Raw genomic sequence first — 18,572 nt, 5'->3', positions numbered from 1 at the left:
GGACATTTTTTATTTATGTTTAGATATTAATTCTTCAAGTTCTTTTAAATCTTCTAAATCAGCATGATGAGCAATTAAAAAATTGTTTAAATTTAACTCATATCTGTAAGCCCTTTGGTTACGGTGAACGAGTACATAATTAGTTTCTTCTTGCATTCGTTGAAGATTTCTTTGAACTGTGTTTTCATGTTGATCAATAGTTTCTGCAATTTCTTTTACAGTGGCACCTAAATTATCAGAAAATAAAGCTGCTTGTAGTAGTACGTTGTATATTTTTTTATCTGGTTTTTTCAAATCGCTTGAGAAGAGTATTTTTTGATAAATATTAAAATCATTAGCTTTTTTTTCAAGTATTTCTATAGTTTCTGTTAGTGATTTTTCAAATATAGCCAAAAAGCCCAATATAAAGTAGGTTAATTCACCTCTATTTAATGGTTGGTTGGCATCCTCAAATAATTTATAGTAAAAGCGTTTGGCTCTTTTAATTGTTACAGATAATCTAATTGCCAACAGTGGATTTTTATTATGGGCTAAATAATAAGAAGTTATAAATCTGGATGTACGACCATTACCATCATAGAATGGGTGTATATAGCCAAAAAGATAATGGAAAATACTTATCCTAGTCAGTAATGGCGTATTAATATCATTTAATATGTTTAAAGCAATAGTCATGGTAGAAATGATTTTATCTTCTGGAGATAAGCCTGTGTGGATATCTTTAAATCCATCATTTACAGATACACTATCTTTTCGAAAATATTTTCCATCTGGTATATTTTTAGGATCATCATTCACAACTTCATCTAAGGCAAAATCATCATAGAATATTCTTAAATCTTCACATGTTTTAAAAGAGATGTTTTCATTAGTAATGAGTTTTTGGTATTTATTAACAATTCCCCAGAGGCGTGTATTTTTCTTTTCTTCTGGATGTTGTTGTTGCTCTAATGCATAATCAATCTCTTTTCTTGAACTATGGACACCTTCAATATCGTTTGTTGCTTTAATTTCATCTCTTAGACACGAAGTAAAGAATTGCTTAATTGCTATAGGCGGAATTGGATGTATAATGCGTTCTAATTTTAATATTAAATCATTAATCCGTTGTTCACGGAGCATCATTTCAGGGGTAATACAAGTGAACATTTCATAAGTATTATCACGAGAATCTTTTTTTGTATAAATTCCTAGTTTTTGAGTATAAGGAGCATAAAATCTACTTTTGTAAATCTCATCAACTAGGGTTTCATCTATGTGAAAGATTGTTTTTAAAGGTTTGTTTTGCATGAGCACCTCCAACATTTTCGGGAAAATAGGGGAGTTAAAAATTTATCTCCAACATTTTTACAAAAATAGAGGAGTTAAAAATTTATCTCCAACATTTTAGAAAAAATGCTATATATTTCCCTTTGCGCTTCTTTAAGTTTTCAATTATATTGACGACAAAATCAATATAATCTCTAGACATATCCTTTAAAAAGGTCGCCTTAACTCTATAACTTTACCAATAATAGTAACAGGTAAATTAATAATGTCTTCATTGCTGTAACAGGTAGGGGGATAAACCGCTACATTATAACCGATAAGGGTAATGCCATTATCGGCTTTTTTTATTTGTTTAACTGTTGCTTCATCACCATTGACGAGTACTACAGCGACGTCACCGCTTTCAATATCAGGTTGTTGTTTAACAACGATAATATCATCTTCAAATAATCTAGGCTCCATACTATTCCCTTTTACTTTTAAGCAAAAAAATGTACCTGTAGAAGCAAGTTCAGGGGTAATTTCTTCATAGCCTAGTATATCTTCGATAGCACTGATAGGGGTACCAGCGATAACAGAGCCTAAAATAGGAATTTGAACGCCTACACGTTTTGAAAAATTAATGCCATTATCTATAACATTAACATCTAAAGTGATTGGTTGCTCATCATCTAGTTGTTTTAAAAGGTCATCTAATGAGATATTATATAAATTTGCTACAGATTTGAATATAGCGGTTGAAGGCGCAATAGGTTTTCCAGAGCGAGAATTTTTATTTTTTTCTAACATTGATATATATGCTTTGCTTACGTCTAGAAGTTTCCCCATTTCTTCCATAGTCAATTTATTATCAATTCTATATTTTTTTATTAATTCTCCTATATGCATTATTGCACCTCTCTTTCTTATGTTAAGTATATTATACATTTTAAAAACAAAAATGTAAAGCATGCTTGACATGTTGAGGGGGTAGATGATATACTTCAATTAAAGTTAAGCATACTAAACAAAACTGGTAAGGGGGTGATAGAAATGAATACTGGTGAGAAGATAAAGGCAATGAGGATAAAGCGCGGCTATACACAAGAAGAGTTAGCAAATAAAGCAGGAGTATCAAGAATTACAATTATTAAATTAGAAACTGGCTCACAAAGAGTAACAACTAACAAAACATTGTCATTATTAGGGCAAGCATTAGAATGTGAACCAGCTTATTTTTTAGAATGAAAGTTAAGCATACTAAACTAAAGAGGTGATTATATGCCACCAAATAAATGTAGGAGAATATGATGTCGAAAAATGGTGAAGTTAAGGGGGGGTATAAAATAAAAAACTCTCGCACTGATAATACGAGAGTTTTTTATCCAACTTTTTTACCTATAACTCATTGCATCGTTTAAACTTAGCAAGTTTGTGCCGAGCTTCGAAGTATAGCTTCTCGACAAAACTTTTGACCTCCGTCGACTAAATTTAAACGCATAGATGTTATCAGCAACTATTTCTTCATGAGTCGCATCACTTAGGGCTGTTTGGACAGCCAAAACTTACGAGACGCCTTTCCGCATTAGCCAATAAAAACATTGATAGTCAGTAAAACTATTAATGTTTTTATTGATAGGAACAAGGCGTATTCAAAAACTGGCCCAAAAACATGAAACCACCTCCTTCATACGCCTAATCAAGGGCTCATGTATATTTTAACGTTTGTAATATCGTTTAGTCAAATAAACGCTATGTTAGGAGGAATTATTATTAAATTTGCTGAGGTAGTAAAAGAAAATAGAAAAAAGAAAAAATTATCAATGTATCAATTGGCGATTAATGCTGGTGTAAGTAGAAAAACAATATTGGATATTGAGAATGGGGCCGATGCAAAAATAAGTAATGTAATAAAAATATGTAAAGCATTAAAAATTGATTCATTATCCATGGAAGATTAAAGAGAAGAGGGGGTGAGGTAAATGCCACCAAATAAAAAAGAGCTAGAGTTACTGGAGCAACTTTCAACTCTTAAACGTATTAGATTATTAGAGGAAAGAGTAATTTATTTAGAACTTACTCTTTTGGAAGTTCTAAATAATCTTAAGCAGTTTAAATGTAATTTGGTGATGAAATGAAAAAGAAAAAACAAAAAAAGCCCGAACTGGAATTAAATCCGGTTAAGGCGTTGATAGGCGGGCGAATAGTTTGCCACCAATGTGGGGCAGAGGTAACAAACCGCAAAACCTACAAAATATTTGATAGGCAATACGGAGTTATCGAGGTTTGTGCATTGTGTCAAGTAAAGGCGAGGAGGTGAAATCAATGGAAAATAATAAATGGGAACGATTTATAGAAATATTAATCAGTCCTGAGATTGCTTTATTGTTGGCTGTATTGGCGGTTCTAATGAACCTGTATCTGATTTACTTAAATCATATAGATAGCTATATGCTCTAAACTTTTTACGATTAGTATTTGACCAAGGACTTCTTTTCAATAAAGTAGTTTCCGTTGTTTTTATACTGACCATAACACCATTACTAATATCAACATTGTCGTTTATATAAATGAGAACATCAATGGAAGTACAAGAACCGGCTGGAAGTGGTGCAAATATTCTGTCAGGGAGTGTAATTACAAAATTGTCTAATGCATTAGGACCAAATGGAGACAGTAGTATATTTTTATTTTTTAAAAAAGGAAGGGTCCTATATGTCGCAATAAAGTGATTGGCATTACTTACGGGGTCGAACGCTCTTAAGTCCATATAAGCCATATTAACACAACTAGAATTAACGATATTTATGGTGGTGTATAGTGCTCGTGTTGCCTTAACATCATGAATTAGTTCTTCAGAAGAGATGATATCCTTCTTTGGGTTCAGTAGATAGCAATTAGGAGCAAAATCAACTGTAATGGCTTTTCTTGTGTTTCGATAGCTTAAGTATGCAATGAATAAACTTAATACAGATATGAGATTTGCAATAATCTCACCAGTTGTCATTATAATCACCTCCCTTCAAGGTGATTATAACATGAATTAGGATGTGTAAAAACAAAAAGAGGTGATGACATGGAATGCAGAACATATAGCGTTGAGGATGTTGCTAAGATTTTAGGAATATCAACGAAAAGGAGGTGAAAGGATGGATAGATTAGATAAAGTATTAATTGCGTTGAAAGAAGTGTATGGTTATAAATTTACAGATAAGCGAGCTAAATGGGCTAGATATTTGCTCCGTAAAAATAACAGAACCATATATGAAAAAGATATAGAGGAATGGATTTTAGTTAGAAAAGATGCTCCAACAATTCCAGACCTCTATAAGTTATCAAAATCTGTAGAGCCTAATAATTAATCTTCAGGTAGTGAAGAAAGCTCTAGGCTTGATAAAGCTAAATTTTTTGCGGCTCTAACTTTTGCTGATACAGGACTCCAAGTTGTATCGACACTAATTGTTTGAACGTTTATCACGAATCGCAAACGCTATCAGATATTTGATAGGCAGTGCGGTGTGATTACGGTATGTAGTTTATGCCAAGTTAAAAGTAGGAGGTAGAAAATGCGAATAGAAGCAGGCGGGCTGGGTGAATATTACTTAGCTAAAGCTAATGCAATTTTGAAATTTAAAGGCAATAACTTATATGATTATTGGTCTAAGGTTATTCATGAAGCGGCAACTACCGACGAAACCGAGGCAACTTTACATATTCGAGGGGCAGGCATAACGATTGACGATGCTTATGAAGCAATCGGCGTACTTGTTAGTTCAGGATTTAGAGCCCGCCGTGCAATCACTAATGACGGCGAGTTGCTATTTATAGTTGAGTGGTAGGAGGTGAAACCATGAACACACAAGTAACAATCAAGGAAGGGGCTCACATCTTAGGAATTACCGAACAAGCCTTAAGGATTGGCTTGCAACGTGGCAAGTTTGATATTTTCGGACGAGCCATTGATATGACCGGCAAGGGCAAGCGGTTCAAATATGTAATATTTAGAGCCCCGTTGTTGAAATTTGTAAACGGCGATTGGACTGTTCAAGAAATTTAGAAAGGAGGCGAGAAAAATGATGACAGGATTGCTAATCAAAAGTTTTGCCCTTGGTATGGCGTTCATGGCGGCGGTATTAGTGGCATATTGGTATGTGTGCTTAAGACCGGAGCCCGAGCAATACGACGAAACACCGAATTTTGAGCCGTACGCAACGCCAAAGGCACACGCCTATGATTGGGCAAAAGATACCCGACATGGTGCGTTTAAGGCAAAATAAAAGCCCTCAACCGGTGGCACGGTTAAAGGGCAAAAGAAAATGTATATATTTAAATTATAGCATAGGAGCAGAAAAATGAACAGTCTATATGATTTGTCAGAGAATTATAAAACACTCATGCAGATGATTGAAGATGCAGAACTTGACGAAGAGGCACAAGAAGATTTGCCGGCTTTAGAAGATACGCTATTAATGATTGAGGATAGCTTAGAGGGCAAAGTTGATAACATTTGCCGGCTGTACTTCAATTGGAAAAATGAAGCGGAAATGTTTAAGAAAGAGGCGGACCGATTAACTAAACGCCGTAAGGTGTTAACGGATCGCGTGGAACGCCTTAAAACATACCTACAGGAAAACATCGAAAAAGTAACCGATAAGCCATATGCAACAGGCTTATTCAAAACCGGCTATCGCAAAAGCGTTGTAACTGAGATTGACGATTTAAACGCTGTACCGGATGAGTTTAAGAAGATAGCTATTACACCCGATAAGACAGCAATTAAGAACGCTATCAAGGCCGGAGCGGTTATTGACGGAGCTCACTTAGAAGAACATCGAAACTTTGGTATATCGCTTAAATAGGAGGCTAATATGGAAGAATTAATTAAAAAATTAGGGGCAGTACAAAGTGAATTGAAAGCTCCTAAAAACCAATACAACGGCTTCAATAACTTCTATTATCGCAGTGCCGAGGATATCCTCGAAGGGGTTAAACCTCTATTAAAACGCGAAGGGCTTTTGTTGACGATTGAAGATGATGTTAAACAAGTCGGCGAACGGTATTATATCGCAGCCACCGCCACAGTTTCAGACGGTAAAGCATCACTATCAGTTACAGCATACGCTCGGGAACAAGCTGATAAAAAAGGTATGGACGCTAGCCAATTAACAGGGGCTACATCATCGTACGCCCGTAAATATGCTCTTAATGGCCTGTTCTTAATCGATGATGTAAAAGACGCTGATTACCCGATGCAAGAGCAGCCAAAGAAAAAAACGCAACAAGTAATGCCTACAGAGCCGAGCTTGTGGGAGCAAACTAAAACATACGCTAAACAGAGCGGCGTTACTGAACAAGAGTTAAAAGAATTTATGAAAAACGAACTCGGCTTATCTAATTCCAATGAAATGACAAAAGAGCATTGGCAAAAGGCTCGGACGTTCATTAATAGCATTCGGTATAAATCATGAAATGGACAACCAAAGGCGTAAATCTACTCAAATCAATCGCTTGGCAGTTGGTAATTCCGGCGCCGAAAGACAACGATATAGCCAAAATCGACAGTGAAACAGAATACACTATCGAGATTAAGCGGAAAAGCAAAAGACGCTCATTGAACGCAAACGCCTATTGTTGGGTGTTATGTCAAAAGATAGCGGTTGAACTATCTAAAAATGGCTATATCTCAAAAGAAGATGTATATCGCAAAGCGATACTCGATAGCCAAAAAGGCGAGGCAGTCGGAATACCAATAAATATAGTTGATAGCGTCATACGCAAATGGCGTCATAACGGCATCGGTTGGCTTGCTATAGTCGATGACTGTGAGCGGCTAGAGGGCGTTAAGCGAGTTTATTTATACGCCGGCTCATCATCGTATAATGTGTCGGAGATGTCGAGATTGATTGAGTGTTTGGTTGATGAGTGCCAACAGTTAGGCGTCCCACTTGATCCGTCAGACTACATCAAATCACTCTTAGAAGATTGGAGTAAGCAAGTTGAACAAGCTGAAACGAGAGGATAACAAACTGTACAAAATCACACGCCCTCAAGCTATCGAGAGGGACAGCCCCAACGGTTACCCCGAATGCGTGTTATGTGGCTCAAATAGCCCGACCGATGTGCATCATATCGTTAGTCGGGCGCAGGGCGGCAAAAGTGAATTATGCAACCTTGCAACGCTGTGCCGGAGTTGCCACAACGCAGCTCATGGCGTGAACGCTAAAGAAATCAGAGCAAAACTCTTGGAAATCATAAAAGAAAGGACGAACACAAATGACTGACTTAGAAATCTTAGAACTTTTAGTTAGTGAGCTTAAGCTCATGGCAAGCGAAGGCTTTACATGGAAAAGCGACGGCGAAAAACAGCAAGCCATCGGCAAAAATGCAGCCTATTTAAAAGTATTACAGTTAATTAAACGGCTAAAAGGTAAAGAACCTGCCGCAACGGAATAGCTTATGAAGTACATCGATGAGATTAACTCGTTCTATTCATGGCTAGAAACTAACCCTATTTCTTCACCGTCTATTACACTATGGCACGGATTGATGAACGTATGTAATAAAACAGGTTGGAAACAAGAGTTTAATGTAGCCATTTCAGTACTTGAGTTAAAGACAGGCCTCTCGAGAAGTGCTATCTATCGAGCGAGAAATGTACTAAAACAAGCGGGTAGGATAGACTTCTCAAGCAGAGGAAGTAAACAATCGAGTGCGTACTCAATAATTCCGTTTGCGTCCCAAATAGACACACAAAGCGGAACACAAAGCGGAACACAAAGCGGAACACAAAGCGGAACACAAAGCGGAACACAAAGCGGAACACAAAGCGAGACCATACCTAGACATAGACAAGACAAGACTAGACTAGAGAAAGAAAGTAAACCAAAGAAACCGGCGAGCCGATTTCAAAAGCCCTCTCTTGATGAAGTCATTGAATATTGCAAAGAACGTGGCAACTCAGTTGATGCTGAACGCTTTGTCAATTACTACGAGGCCAACGGTTGGCGTGTAGGTAAGAACGCTATGAAGGATTGGAAGGCAGCCGTGAGAACTTGGGAAGGGAGGGAGAACCATGTCAAACCTACGAGCAGCAATAGAACAATTCAAACGGCTGGCGGAGGAAGCCCGGACAAGTGGGCAAATGAAACCGGTGAATGGTGAGCAGCCTAAATCGCTAAACTTTGAATATTACGGCATTGGCAAACGCTATCAAGGCGTAACTCTTGGGGCGTTGGAGTTTGAAGGTGCCGAATATGCACCGGTGGTTGCCTTTGCGGAAAACATCAAACAGCGTCTTGAGAATGGCTTAGGGCTCATCTTGAAGGGTCCCGTTGGCACAGGTAAGACTTGCGCGGCGATTGCTATCATGCGAGTGGCGATTGATAACAAATATAGCGCGTTTTTCATCTCGATGATGAGCCTACTCGATAAACTCATGACGCTCCGTGACAAAGAGGAAGCCTACGAGTTTGAGCAACGTTTGAGGACAACAAAATTACTCGTGCTTGATGATTTAGGCGGCGAGTATCGCAGTAAGAATGATTTTACCGGCAGTAAATTGATGTCGATTATCGGCGAACGCTATGAGCGACAACTATCGACTATCATCACGACAAATCTAACTATCGAACAGTTAAAAGCGGAGTACGATGAACGAATGATAGACCGGCTCCGCAGTACAAATCAACTTGTTACGCTTGGCGGCGAAAGCTTACGCCGGGCAGAATGGAGAGAAATATGAACACAGTGCAGTTATTAGGGAATTTATCACGTGATCCGGAAGTGCGATATACAAAATCGGGCAGAGCAGTGGCATCGTTCACGGTGGCAGCTAGCAATACCTACATCGACGCAGAGGGCAACACTCAAGAGCAAACCTCATTTATTAATTGCGTAGCTTGGGGCAAGCTCGGCGAGGGCGTGGGCGAACTCAAAAAAGGCTCTCAGTGCTTTGTTGAGGGGCGTTTGACTACTCGCTCATATGACGGCAAGGACGGACAAAAGCGATATATCACCGAGGTAGTGGCTAACTTTGTAGGGGCTCCGCTTGATGAGCCGGCAAAACAAGCCTCTAACTTTGACAGTTTTGAAAAACAAGAGGAAAATATACCGTTTTAAGTGATAGAAAACTCATAAAATGTTTTTTGAAAACCGTAAAGGAGCTACGTATGAAAATCATAATTGATTATCCGATTATTTGGCAGAAAATGCTAGAACATGACATCAGTATTACCGATTTGGCGTTGGAAGCTGGTATTAAACGTTTTACAGCGTGGAATTTGGTGCAAGGTAAGTACGTGCCCGATTTGCAAACATGCCAAAAGATTGTCAAGGCATTGAAAATCTCGGACACTGAATTATTTAGGGTGAAACCATGACAAATAGCAGGCGCAAAGGAGCAAACGGCGAGCGTGAATTTAGTAAATATTGTCACGGTCAAGGGTTCCCGAACGTAAGGCGAACGGTTCAATATTGCGGTAAGTCGGGCGAGGCTGCAGATGTGGTAGGCCTCCCCGGCATTCACGCCGAAGTCAAGCGAGTGGAACGGCTAAACCTATACGACGCCCTTGAGCAGGCTAAAAGGGACGCTCAAAAGTCAAAGGGCGTGCCGGCAGTATTCCACCGCAAGAATAATCATGAGTGGGTTGTGGTAATGGCGGCAGAGGACTGGTTTAACCTCTACCGAGAAAGCGAATTATTGAATAGCAATTATAGGAGCGATGAAAATGGACGGGACAACGCTTAGAGGGTATATTTTGGAATATTTATACGAAAAAGGGTATGAGTACATCATCAATGATGGATTCGGCGAAGTCTATGCGGTGGACGCCGTAGAAAGCGAGTATAGTAATTATATTAAAGGCAGTAAGCGGGTTAAATATTTGGGGTTTTGTGAACTATTTGAAGATGTTACTTGCTCCGAGCCGTTGAATATCGCTTGTGAAATTGGGGCGATTGATTGGTCGACGGTTCCGGAAAATACGCCGGTGCTAGTGCGACATAACGAATCGGAACCATGGGAATATCGGCATTTTTATAAATATAGCACCGAATCGGATTATCCATTTATTTGCTATATCGACGGAAAGACAAGTTATACGGTCAAGAGCATTCAGAGTATTGTTAAATATGATAATTGGGAATTTTGCAAGTTAGCGGAGGAAGAATGGAAACCGGGGCGAATGGACTATGAAGAATTAGAATTATTGCACCATTTCGCCGAATCGTTTGTAGACATTGAACGAGAAGAAATCGAGGAGGGCGAACAATGCTAGTTGAAACAAATGACTGGGCAGTAAGTCGTAACGGTGAGAACTTTTATAGATGTGACAGCAGTTCGAGAGAGGGAGCCATTGAAGAAGTCGACAAAGGCCGTATATTTGACCAAGAGGACTTAATGTCCGATTGGGGTGTTAGAAGTTTTTATATTGGCAAAGTTTACGAGTTTGAGCCTGTTATTGATGTTGATAGTATTATTGAGCGACTACAATACGAGTGCGAGGACCAAGTCGGCGAAAATGCTGACGGATATTTGAGCGACGCGAGCATAGAGGAACTTGAGGACTTAGAACAGCGGTTGACTAAGGCGTTCAAAGAGTGGTTAGATGAATACGGATTGAACACTTCGGCGTTTGCTGTGTTGGATTATGATTTGATTACATTAGAACCGGTGGAGGTTGAGGAATGATTATAGATTTTGAAAATCAGGATATAACAGAAATCGTAAGAAAAAATGAAGTGCCACACATTGATGTAAAAATTGAAAATTCGCCAAATGAAAGAAGCACAGAACAGGCGGTACTGTTAATGGTTGCAGTTGCCAGATACGCCCTCTTAATGGGCATATCAAGGCACGAAGCAGCGCTTAAAATATCCGAACAATTAAGGTTAAATGCAAATGAACATTTAAAGGTAAATTGATAAAGGCGGAGGACATGGATGACACGAGCGTATAATGACCCTACAGGCGATGAGGCAGTTAAGCGGATATGTAACGAAGAGAATAGGCTAGATATTGTTATCAAGATAATAAAGCTAGTGTGTAAGCTTGGAGGGTTTAAGATAATCAATCGGCTCATTTTGCAAGACGATACAAGTAATAGGAGGTACTATTGATTATGACGGCAATACAATGCCTTGAGAGGCTGCGAGACATGCAGATAGAGCTCAGACGGTTAGAGCGTGATATTAAAGAGCTCCGGTCAAAGCTTTACTCACTAAAGGCGATAGATTACTCAAAGGATCGTATCAGTGGCGGGCACAGCAAAGACTTAGGCGACGAGGTGGCAGAGTTTAACGACAAACTAAACGAGGCACAAGCTAAATGGCAACGGCTCATATCGTATAGTGATACGGTGGATGAGATGATTAATCAAATCGGCTCATGTGAGTATAGGGCCCTATTGCATGAGCGGTATATTAATTGTGGCAGTTGGGAGCAAGTCGCCGAGGTGGTAGGCGTTACTCGGGAATGGATTAGGAAACGCATGTACCGAGAGGCAATTCATGAATTTGAAAAAATTTATAAAAAGAGTTGGCATGAGTTGGCAGTAATTGGCACGGAGAATGTAATATAATATAAGTGTACAAAAGCCCTCAGGCGGACACGGGAAAAACCGCCATGGACTTTACAGCTCCTAAGCAAATAAATACCACAAGGCAAAAAGGCATCCGCAAGGGTGCTTTTTTGTTTTACTTGAAATTGCTTAAAACTACTTGAAAGGAGGGCCTGTAATGGCTAAAGGTAAATATCATGAATGGCTTGAACCCGATAATCTATTGCTATTACAGGCTTGGGCTCGTGATGGTTTAACAGATGAGCAAATTGCTACAAATATCGGGATTAATCGAGATACGCTGTATAACTGGAAGAAGAAGTATACCGACATATCCGACGCCCTAAAAAGGGGTAAGGCTGTAATAGATATAGAAGTCGAGAACGCACTTTTGAAACGGGCACTTGGTTATGAGTATATAGAATATTCCGAGGAGCATAGCGATGACGGTATTAAAATAAAGAAAACAACTAAGCAGGTAGTGCCGGATACAACGGCTCAAATTTTTTGGCTTAAGAATAGACGCCCTGATTTATGGCGGGATAAACGCGATATCGAAATGAGCGGACATCTCAATAACCCGTTTGACGGTGTTAGCACCGAAGATATAAAGAAGTTGATTCAAAATGAATAGGGAAGTTGTTATTAAACAGGCAAAATTAGAGCTCGCTAGACGCGAGTTTTTTTATTATTGCCACTTAATGGCTGATGACTTTTATCGACTTGATAGAGAGTATTTAGTAACACTGTGCAATGAGATGCAAGCGTTTTTTGAAAGTAAAGAGCACAATGTGCTAATCATGAATATGCCGCCGCGGCACGGTAAGAGTAGGACAGCTCAATTATTCGTGCAGTGGATACTCGGCAATGACCCAACACAAAAGATTATGACGGGCTCGTACAATGAAACCCTATCGACGATGTTCGCTAAGAACGTGCGAAACGCCATCCAAGAGCAAAAGGCTGATACAGATATTATTGTATATCGCGATATATTCCCGGGGAGGGCAATCAAACGCGGTGATAGTACCATGAGCCTATGGTCATTGGTTGGACAGTTTAACTCATATCTAGCGACGTCGCCCGGCGGGACGGCTACCGGTTTCGGCTGCTCGCTTATGATTGTCGATGATATTATTAAAAACGCCGAAGAGGCGTATAATGCGAACGTCAAAGAGCAACATTGGGAATGGTTTACTAATACCATGCTTTCTCGATTAGAGGAGGATGGCAAGATTATATTGATTATGACTCGTTGGGCGAGTGATGACTTAGCGGGACGTGCTATAGAGCATTTTAAGCATGATACTAAATTTAAGCCTAAAGTGATCACAATGAAAGCCCTGCAAGATGACGGTAGCATGCTATGTGATGAAGTGTTATCGTATGATAGCTATCAAGCGAAGAAAAGAGCCATGGGTGAGGATATAGCAAGTGCTAACTATCAGCAAGAGCCGATTGATTTGAAAGGCTGCTTGTATACGACACTGAAAACATACGACGCACCGCCTGCTGATAATTACGGACAATCGCTATTTACTGAAATCAAGAATTATACCGATACCGCCGACGAAGGTGAAGACTATTTGTGTAGCATTTGCTACGGTGTGTATAACAAAGAAGCCTATATATTGGACGTCTTGTATACCAAAAAAGGCATGGAAATAACAGAACCGGCAACGGCTCAAATGCTTGTTAAGAACAAAGTGAATGTGGCTGACATTGAAAGCAATAATGGCGGGCGTGGGTTTGCTCGTGCTATCACTACGATATTAGCCACTCAATACCAAAATAATAGATGCTCAATTCATCCGTTCCATCAAAGCCGGAATAAGAAGGCTCGAATATTATCAAATTCAACTTGGGTTATGGAACATATTTACTTCCCTGTTAATTGGCGTGATAAATGGCCGGAGTTTTATGACGCTGTTACAAGGTACCAGCGTGAGGGGAAGAATAAACACGATGACGCACCGGATGCACTCACAGGCGTAGCGGAATACTGTTGTATGGGTGGTATACAGGGTGGTCATATTAATACTTACTAAGGAGGGCCATAATGGCGACAAATCGAAAGAATGAGATGTACAAGCTGTTACATGACGTCTACTATGGCGACGGGATGTTTTACGACGGCTCGGCATTGATTAAGCATGCGAGGGAATCGAATAAGAATTACGCACGGCGTAAGAAATTGGCGTATTATCTTAACTATGTCGGGCCGATTATCGACAGCACTGTATTGCCGGTATTTAATGATGAGATTAAGCGAGATTATCGCGACACAGCGAAATTTAAAATGTTTCTTGATGACGTTGACCGAGTAGGCACTAACTTACAGGACTTCATGAGCCGGCAAGCAGTCGCCGCCAAACTATATGGCGTTGTATATATTCTCGTAAATAACGAGGCAACACTCGGCGAATCAGAGGCTGACGATTTAAACATGAGGGCGTTGCCATTTCTCACAGCCATCGAGCCGAAGAATGTAACGGGGTGGCACTTCAACGAACGTGGCAGGCTGATTGATTTCAGTTATAAAGGTGCGTATTACGATGATGACGGGTATCACGTGCGTAAATACAAATGGACGATTGACAGGTGGGAAGTGCGGGACGAACACGACCAATTATTAAGAAGTGGCGAACACAATCTCAAACGAGTGCCGATTGTGCAATGGTTTGGACGCAATACCGACCCTCAACGAGTATTACCGGCACCGGAGTTTATTTCAATCGCTAAGACTAACTATCATATCTATCATTTGTGCAGTTTGCTCAGTCAAATCAGTGATAATCAAGCATTTAACATCTTAACGATGCAGAGTGCCGGCACTAACATGACCGATGTAACAATCGGCACCAATAACTTGCTATTATATCCTTCTGACACAAATGCACCTCAATTTATTGCGCCGGATTCGGGACCCGCTGAGGTGCTCATGGAGCAAATCAAAAACTTGGTTAGTGAAATGTACCGAATGAGCGGACTTAATAGCGTTATTGGAGTGGAATCGTCAAAGTCAGGGCTTGCTAAGAAATGGGATTTTGAGCGCACCAATAAGAACCTTGTAAACTTTGCCGTGCAATGCGAAAAAGCAGAGAAGGCCATTGTTGCCCTCTATGAACTATGGGCAGGTGAAACAGTCGATTATAAGTGCGAATATCCGCGAGACTTTAATATTGATGATGTAGCGGACTGCTTGGCACAGGCACAACAAGCCTTTGACTTAGGCATTACAAGTAAGACGTTTAGTTTGGAAGTCGCCAAGAAGGTGCTCGAAGCGTATATGCCAAATATTAAGCCCGAAACTTATGACGCTATTATTGAGGAATTGGAATCGGCGGCCGATGATTTGGAAAAGTCTCAAGCGTTTGGCGGTGAATTAGATGACGACGAAACAGACGATTGACGCCTTTGAGAACAGGGTAAAAGAATTATTGGACAAGGGCTACAAACCAACCGAAGCCGTATCAATTGCATACGCTGAATATCCAATTATGCAAGCGCTGAAAGATGAAGTAAATGATAGCTTACATCGATTAGCAGAGCAAGGGTATGGCGGACTACTATCGGCAGCCGTCGCTGAATCGGCGTTTAGGATGAAGTGGGCGCCCGATGGTTTAACATTGTCAGACCGTACTACAAGAGGCAGTAAGGCCGTGCGTGATATGGTGGCCAATGTGCTTAATCAACAAATGCTAAAGAACGCCAATTACAAGGCTAATGCACTCGCTTTGTTTGACGGTTATGGCTACGGCGGTATTATTCCAGAGCAAGATATACCGGACTTCATGCGAAAACTCATTAAATTAAGCAATGGCCCGAATTATGATAAGCAAAAATACAGAAACGCCATGCGTCAAGTTGAACGATATATCCGACAGCTTAACACGCAAGGCATGAAATACGCATATAACAAGGTGTTACAAGCTATCGAATCACGGAATAACGAGGCCTTGTTTAAGGCGTTGCGAGTGGCAACGCAAGAGCGAACTCGCTATTTTGCTGATCGTATCGCACGAACTGAGAGGGCGAGGGCATATATTGACGGTTTTATTGCTAAGTGGCAAGACAATGAGGATTGCGTGGCGTATCAATGGAAACTATCGACCGCACACCCTGATTATGATATATGCGACCTGTATGCTAATGCTGATTTATACGGCTTAGGGAAAGGCATATATCCCAAGGACAAAGTGCCAACTATCCCTGTTCATCCTCATTGTATGTGTAGGCTCAAGCCTATATTTAAAGGGCAAGTGCCGGATGAGCCTAGCGAACGCATTGAAGAAGGTGGACGTGAATATATTAATACACTTACTCAACGGCAGAAAGAGCAATTGCTAGGTGTGTATGGTAGTAGAGAAGTCGAGGCTGGGTTATCATGGACTCAAAAAGCGAGGGCCTATAATGGAACAAAATTAGAAGGCCGGATAAATATTCCTGAATCATTGAGAAACTATGTGGTAAATGGTAAAATCAATATAGAAGATGTTGCTAAACGATTACCTGACGAGAGTGATGGAGCGTTTGAGAAGAGAATTTGGGAGTATATTAAGTCATCTTTTTGTATTAAGCATTTTACATCAAGACAAGATTTACATTATAAATTTTCTGATAAATATGTCGAAGGAAAAAGTTATTATATAGAGCCATTAGATATAGACAAAATTTTCACATTTATATATTTAGGAGAACTCGGAAGTACGGGAAAAAAAGATTGGAATAAAAAAGTTTTGATTAAGCATTCAGAGCAAAAAGGTGTCCTTGTTAAAGATGGAAGAGAAATTGAAACAACTTTTAGCACTGTTCATTTTTCGAATAAAGGTATTCATGTGATACCTAGAAAGGGGCGATAAGAGATGACCGAAAAAGAGGCATATAGTTTTGAAGAGAAACGAGTAAAAATTATATCTACTAATAAAGATATTTGGATTGGTACGGTTCAGGAAGTAACTAGCTCAGCAGATAATGAAAATGGTGAGTATTCTGTTTGGGTTAGATGTGAAGGCGAGCGACATATAATTGAGTTTTATGCAAGTGAAATATTGTCTATTGAGGAAGTAGCCTTGTAGTTAATAGTAAATAACCGCTTACATATGTAGGCGGTTTTTTCATGCCCTGTGCAGTGTAGCACACGGGCATTTTTTATTGGCAAAAACGGAGGAGACCGTTTTATGTATTACAGTCATTTAAATACGGAGGTTGAGAAATGACATTAGCAGAGTTATACACAAAACTCGAAGGATTGGAAAACGGTAGCGAATATGTATCGGCGATTAAAGCAGAAGTTGCCAAATTAAACAGTGAGGCCAAAGCCCACCGCGAGGAGAAAGAAAAAGCTACGGCTGCCCTTGCGGACATGACAAAAGAGCGAGACGGTCTAACTGCGAAATTATCCGAGTTTGAAACGGCAGGGGCCGGAGCAGATAAGGAACTGGCACAACTCAAGAAACAGGTAGAGGCGTTAACGAAACGCTCCGAAGAGGCGGAAAACGCACGCAAAGAGGCCGAAAGTCAACGTATTAAGGCTGATATCCAATCACAGTTTGTTGACGCATTTACTAAGAGCAACGCAATGGATCCGCAGCTATTTGCACAAATGGTAGCCGATAAGGTTACAGTAGGTGAAGATGGCTCATACAGTTATGTAAAAGCTGACGGAACAACTGGCACTATTCAAGACTACGCGGCCGAATTTCTCAAGGGCAAACCTTGGGCGGTTAAGAGTACACAGAACGCAGGTAGCGGCGAATCAAGCCGGGCAAGCGGTGCGAGTGGTAACGACGTACAACAAGAATTTGAAAAGGCATTAGGAATTTAAAGAAAAGAGGTAAAAAATTATGGCAATTAACACATTGGAAATGGCTAAATTGTTTCAACAGTCTCTCGACAAACAAATGTTAGTCGGGGCTACATCCGGTTGGATGGAAGCGAACGCATCTCAAGTTAAGTACAACGGCGGCGACACGGTGCGTATGCCAAAAATCACTACATCCGGACTTGCAACGTATAGCCGTGATGAAGGGTTCAATCAAGGCTCTGTAACCTTATCCTACAATGACTACAAACTCACTCAAGACCGTGGCCGCACGTTCCACCTTGACGCTATGGATATCGATGAATCCAACTTTGTAGCATCCGCCGGCAACGTTATGGGCGAATTTCAGCGTTTGCAGGTAATTCCTGAAGTAGACGCTTATCGTTATTCTCGTATTGCGGCACTTGCAAAAGGGGCTAGTCAAGAAACCGCAGGATTTACACCGACCGCCGCCAACATTTTGGCAAAACTTGATGAAGAAATTACCAACATTCAGGATATTGTAGGTGAAGATGTACCGCTTGTTATTTCTATGTCTACCCCTATCCGCAACATTTTAAATAGCGCCGATAAGATTGAGCGCTATATGTCTGTAACTGACTTCAAGGCCGGTGAAATCAATACTAAAGTACGTGCTTATAATGATATCCCTATCTTAGGCGTTCCTTCTGCACGCATGAAAACGGCGTATGTATTCGCTGACGGCAAAACTAGCGGACAGGAACAAGGTGGATTTAAAGCGGACGCAGCCGCAAAAGGTATCAATTGGATTATCATGGCAAAAAATGCACCTTTGGCTATCTCCAAAACTGATAAAGTGCGTATTTTCTCCCCGGATATCAACCAAAAGGCAGACGCATGGAAGCTTGACTATCGTAAATTCCATGACTTATGGATTCCGACTAATAAATTAGCCGGCGTATGGGTTAATACAGGAGCTTAAT

The 18,572-nt window shown here is 40.3% G+C and carries 31 protein-coding genes; 28 read left to right on the top strand and 3 right to left on the bottom strand.

Going from position 1 to position 18,572, the window contains the following annotated elements; genetic code table 11:
• Positions 1–9 precede the first annotated feature (9 nt).
• Positions 10–1,290 (bottom strand): Fic family protein, encoded by a 1,281-nt coding sequence (locus EO126_RS07820; RefSeq protein ID WP_164726724.1) that lies wholly within the window; start codon positions 1,288–1,290, stop codon positions 10–12.
• A gap of 186 nt (positions 1,291–1,476) precedes the next feature.
• Complete coding sequence (locus EO126_RS07815; protein WP_127008360.1) at positions 1,477–2,157, bottom strand: helix-turn-helix domain-containing protein; 681 nt, start codon at positions 2,155–2,157, stop codon at positions 1,477–1,479.
• A gap of 144 nt (positions 2,158–2,301) precedes the next feature.
• Between EO126_RS07815 and EO126_RS07810 the strand changes: the two genes are divergently transcribed.
• The 3 genes from EO126_RS07810 to EO126_RS10750 all read left to right on the top strand — a co-directional run bounded on the left by EO126_RS07810 (position 2,302) and on the right by EO126_RS10750 (position 3,386).
• Positions 2,302–2,496, top strand: coding sequence for a helix-turn-helix domain-containing protein (locus EO126_RS07810; RefSeq protein ID WP_127008358.1), 195 nt, complete (start codon positions 2,302–2,304; stop codon positions 2,494–2,496).
• A 461-nt stretch (positions 2,497–2,957) separates the two neighbouring features.
• Complete coding sequence (locus EO126_RS07805; RefSeq protein ID WP_127008356.1) at positions 2,958–3,209, top strand: helix-turn-helix domain-containing protein; 252 nt, start codon at positions 2,958–2,960, stop codon at positions 3,207–3,209.
• 21 nt (positions 3,210–3,230) lie between these two features.
• Complete coding sequence (locus tag EO126_RS10750; RefSeq protein WP_164726723.1) at positions 3,231–3,386, top strand: hypothetical protein; 156 nt, start codon at positions 3,231–3,233, stop codon at positions 3,384–3,386.
• A 227-nt stretch (positions 3,387–3,613) separates the two neighbouring features.
• On the opposite strand, the gene EO126_RS07800 is transcribed toward EO126_RS10750, so the two are convergent.
• Positions 3,614–4,255, bottom strand: a complete 642-nt coding sequence (locus tag EO126_RS07800; RefSeq protein ID WP_127008354.1) for a hypothetical protein — start codon at positions 4,253–4,255, stop codon at positions 3,614–3,616.
• Between the two features lie 142 nt (positions 4,256–4,397).
• Between EO126_RS07800 and EO126_RS07795 the strand changes: the two genes are divergently transcribed.
• The 25 genes from EO126_RS07795 to EO126_RS07675 all read left to right on the top strand — a co-directional run bounded on the left by EO126_RS07795 (position 4,398) and on the right by EO126_RS07675 (position 18,571).
• Positions 4,398–4,610 carry a hypothetical protein gene (locus tag EO126_RS07795; RefSeq protein WP_127008352.1) on the top strand — a complete coding sequence of 71 codons (213 nt, stop codon included), beginning with the start codon at positions 4,398–4,400 and terminating at the stop codon, positions 4,608–4,610.
• A 204-nt stretch (positions 4,611–4,814) separates the two neighbouring features.
• Complete coding sequence (locus EO126_RS07790) at positions 4,815–5,087, top strand: hypothetical protein (protein ID WP_127008350.1); 273 nt, start codon at positions 4,815–4,817, stop codon at positions 5,085–5,087.
• Positions 5,088–5,098: 11 nt separating this feature from the next.
• On the top strand, positions 5,099–5,305 hold the full coding sequence (locus EO126_RS07785) for a hypothetical protein (RefSeq protein ID WP_127008348.1): 207 nt from the start codon (positions 5,099–5,101) through the stop codon (positions 5,303–5,305).
• Between the two features lie 19 nt (positions 5,306–5,324).
• Positions 5,325–5,525: a hypothetical protein gene (locus tag EO126_RS07780; protein WP_192496431.1), complete on the top strand. Its 201-nt coding sequence runs from the start codon at positions 5,325–5,327 to the stop codon at positions 5,523–5,525.
• Positions 5,526–5,600: 75 nt separating this feature from the next.
• A complete protein-coding gene (locus tag EO126_RS07775) occupies positions 5,601–6,107 on the top strand; it encodes a siphovirus Gp157 family protein (protein ID WP_127008344.1) in 507 nt (168 codons plus the stop codon).
• Between the two features lie 9 nt (positions 6,108–6,116).
• Positions 6,117–6,716, top strand: a complete 600-nt coding sequence (locus EO126_RS07770; protein WP_127008342.1) for an ERF family protein — start codon at positions 6,117–6,119, stop codon at positions 6,714–6,716.
• Complete coding sequence (locus EO126_RS07765) at positions 6,713–7,270, top strand: hypothetical protein (RefSeq protein WP_127008340.1); 558 nt, start codon at positions 6,713–6,715, stop codon at positions 7,268–7,270. The genes EO126_RS07770 and EO126_RS07765 overlap by 4 nt, the downstream gene beginning before the upstream one ends.
• A 67-nt stretch (positions 7,271–7,337) precedes the next feature.
• Entirely contained in the window at positions 7,338–7,529 is a 192-nt protein-coding gene (locus tag EO126_RS11220) for an HNH endonuclease (protein WP_225723689.1), read from the top strand.
• Positions 7,522–7,701 carry a hypothetical protein gene (locus tag EO126_RS07755; RefSeq protein WP_127008338.1) on the top strand — a complete coding sequence of 60 codons (180 nt, stop codon included), beginning with the start codon at positions 7,522–7,524 and terminating at the stop codon, positions 7,699–7,701. The genes EO126_RS11220 and EO126_RS07755 overlap by 8 nt, the downstream gene beginning before the upstream one ends.
• A 3-nt stretch (positions 7,702–7,704) precedes the next feature.
• Positions 7,705–8,409, top strand: a complete 705-nt coding sequence (locus EO126_RS10745) for a hypothetical protein (protein WP_164726722.1) — start codon at positions 7,705–7,707, stop codon at positions 8,407–8,409.
• Positions 8,399–8,989: an ATP-binding protein gene (locus EO126_RS07745; protein WP_206168762.1), complete on the top strand. Its 591-nt coding sequence runs from the start codon at positions 8,399–8,401 to the stop codon at positions 8,987–8,989. The genes EO126_RS10745 and EO126_RS07745 overlap by 11 nt, the downstream gene beginning before the upstream one ends.
• On the top strand, positions 8,986–9,366 hold the full coding sequence (locus EO126_RS07740; protein WP_127008332.1) for a single-stranded DNA-binding protein: 381 nt from the start codon (positions 8,986–8,988) through the stop codon (positions 9,364–9,366). Before EO126_RS07745 ends, EO126_RS07740 begins: the two co-directional genes overlap by 4 nt.
• 50 nt (positions 9,367–9,416) lie before the next feature.
• Positions 9,417–9,626 (top strand): helix-turn-helix transcriptional regulator, encoded by a 210-nt coding sequence (locus tag EO126_RS07735; protein WP_127008330.1) that lies wholly within the window; start codon positions 9,417–9,419, stop codon positions 9,624–9,626.
• On the top strand, positions 9,623–9,994 hold the full coding sequence (locus EO126_RS07730; RefSeq protein ID WP_127008328.1) for a hypothetical protein: 372 nt from the start codon (positions 9,623–9,625) through the stop codon (positions 9,992–9,994). The genes EO126_RS07735 and EO126_RS07730 overlap by 4 nt, the downstream gene beginning before the upstream one ends.
• Complete coding sequence (locus tag EO126_RS07725; RefSeq protein WP_127008326.1) at positions 9,975–10,523, top strand: hypothetical protein; 549 nt, start codon at positions 9,975–9,977, stop codon at positions 10,521–10,523. The genes EO126_RS07730 and EO126_RS07725 overlap by 20 nt, the downstream gene beginning before the upstream one ends.
• Entirely contained in the window at positions 10,517–10,936 is a 420-nt protein-coding gene (locus EO126_RS07720) for a hypothetical protein (protein ID WP_127008324.1), read from the top strand. Before EO126_RS07725 ends, EO126_RS07720 begins: the two co-directional genes overlap by 7 nt.
• Positions 10,933–11,169: a hypothetical protein gene (locus EO126_RS07715; RefSeq protein ID WP_127008322.1), complete on the top strand. Its 237-nt coding sequence runs from the start codon at positions 10,933–10,935 to the stop codon at positions 11,167–11,169. The genes EO126_RS07720 and EO126_RS07715 overlap by 4 nt, the downstream gene beginning before the upstream one ends.
• Positions 11,170–11,366: 197 nt before the next feature.
• Positions 11,367–11,825: an RNA polymerase sigma factor sigma-70 region 4 domain-containing protein gene (locus tag EO126_RS07710; RefSeq protein WP_127008320.1), complete on the top strand. Its 459-nt coding sequence runs from the start codon at positions 11,367–11,369 to the stop codon at positions 11,823–11,825.
• 157 nt (positions 11,826–11,982) lie between these two features.
• Entirely contained in the window at positions 11,983–12,438 is a 456-nt protein-coding gene (locus tag EO126_RS07705) for a helix-turn-helix domain-containing protein (RefSeq protein WP_127008318.1), read from the top strand.
• Complete coding sequence (terL, locus tag EO126_RS07700; protein ID WP_127008316.1) at positions 12,431–13,852, top strand: phage terminase large subunit; 1,422 nt, start codon at positions 12,431–12,433, stop codon at positions 13,850–13,852. Before EO126_RS07705 ends, terL begins: the two co-directional genes overlap by 8 nt.
• Before the next feature lie 11 nt (positions 13,853–13,863).
• Positions 13,864–15,216 (top strand): hypothetical protein, encoded by a 1,353-nt coding sequence (locus tag EO126_RS07695; protein ID WP_127008314.1) that lies wholly within the window; start codon positions 13,864–13,866, stop codon positions 15,214–15,216.
• The gene (locus EO126_RS07690; protein WP_127008312.1) at positions 15,194–16,666 is read left to right on the top strand and encodes a polymorphic toxin type 50 domain-containing protein; all 1,473 of its coding nucleotides are present in this window, start codon (positions 15,194–15,196) and stop codon (positions 16,664–16,666) included. Before EO126_RS07695 ends, EO126_RS07690 begins: the two co-directional genes overlap by 23 nt.
• A 3-nt stretch (positions 16,667–16,669) precedes the next feature.
• Entirely contained in the window at positions 16,670–16,882 is a 213-nt protein-coding gene (locus EO126_RS07685) for a hypothetical protein (protein ID WP_127008310.1), read from the top strand.
• 137 nt (positions 16,883–17,019) lie between these two features.
• Entirely contained in the window at positions 17,020–17,631 is a 612-nt protein-coding gene (locus tag EO126_RS07680) for a hypothetical protein (RefSeq protein ID WP_127008308.1), read from the top strand.
• Between the two features lie 19 nt (positions 17,632–17,650).
• Positions 17,651–18,571, top strand: a complete 921-nt coding sequence (locus tag EO126_RS07675) for a hypothetical protein (protein WP_127008306.1) — start codon at positions 17,651–17,653, stop codon at positions 18,569–18,571.
• Position 18,572 lies beyond the last annotated feature (1 nt).

This window comes from Veillonella seminalis, from assembly GCF_003992065.1.
GTDB lineage: Bacteria > Bacillota > Negativicutes > Veillonellales > Veillonellaceae > Veillonella_A > Veillonella_A seminalis.
Note: the sequence above shows the minus strand (reverse complement) of the source record. Positions and strands in the feature narration are given on the sequence as shown.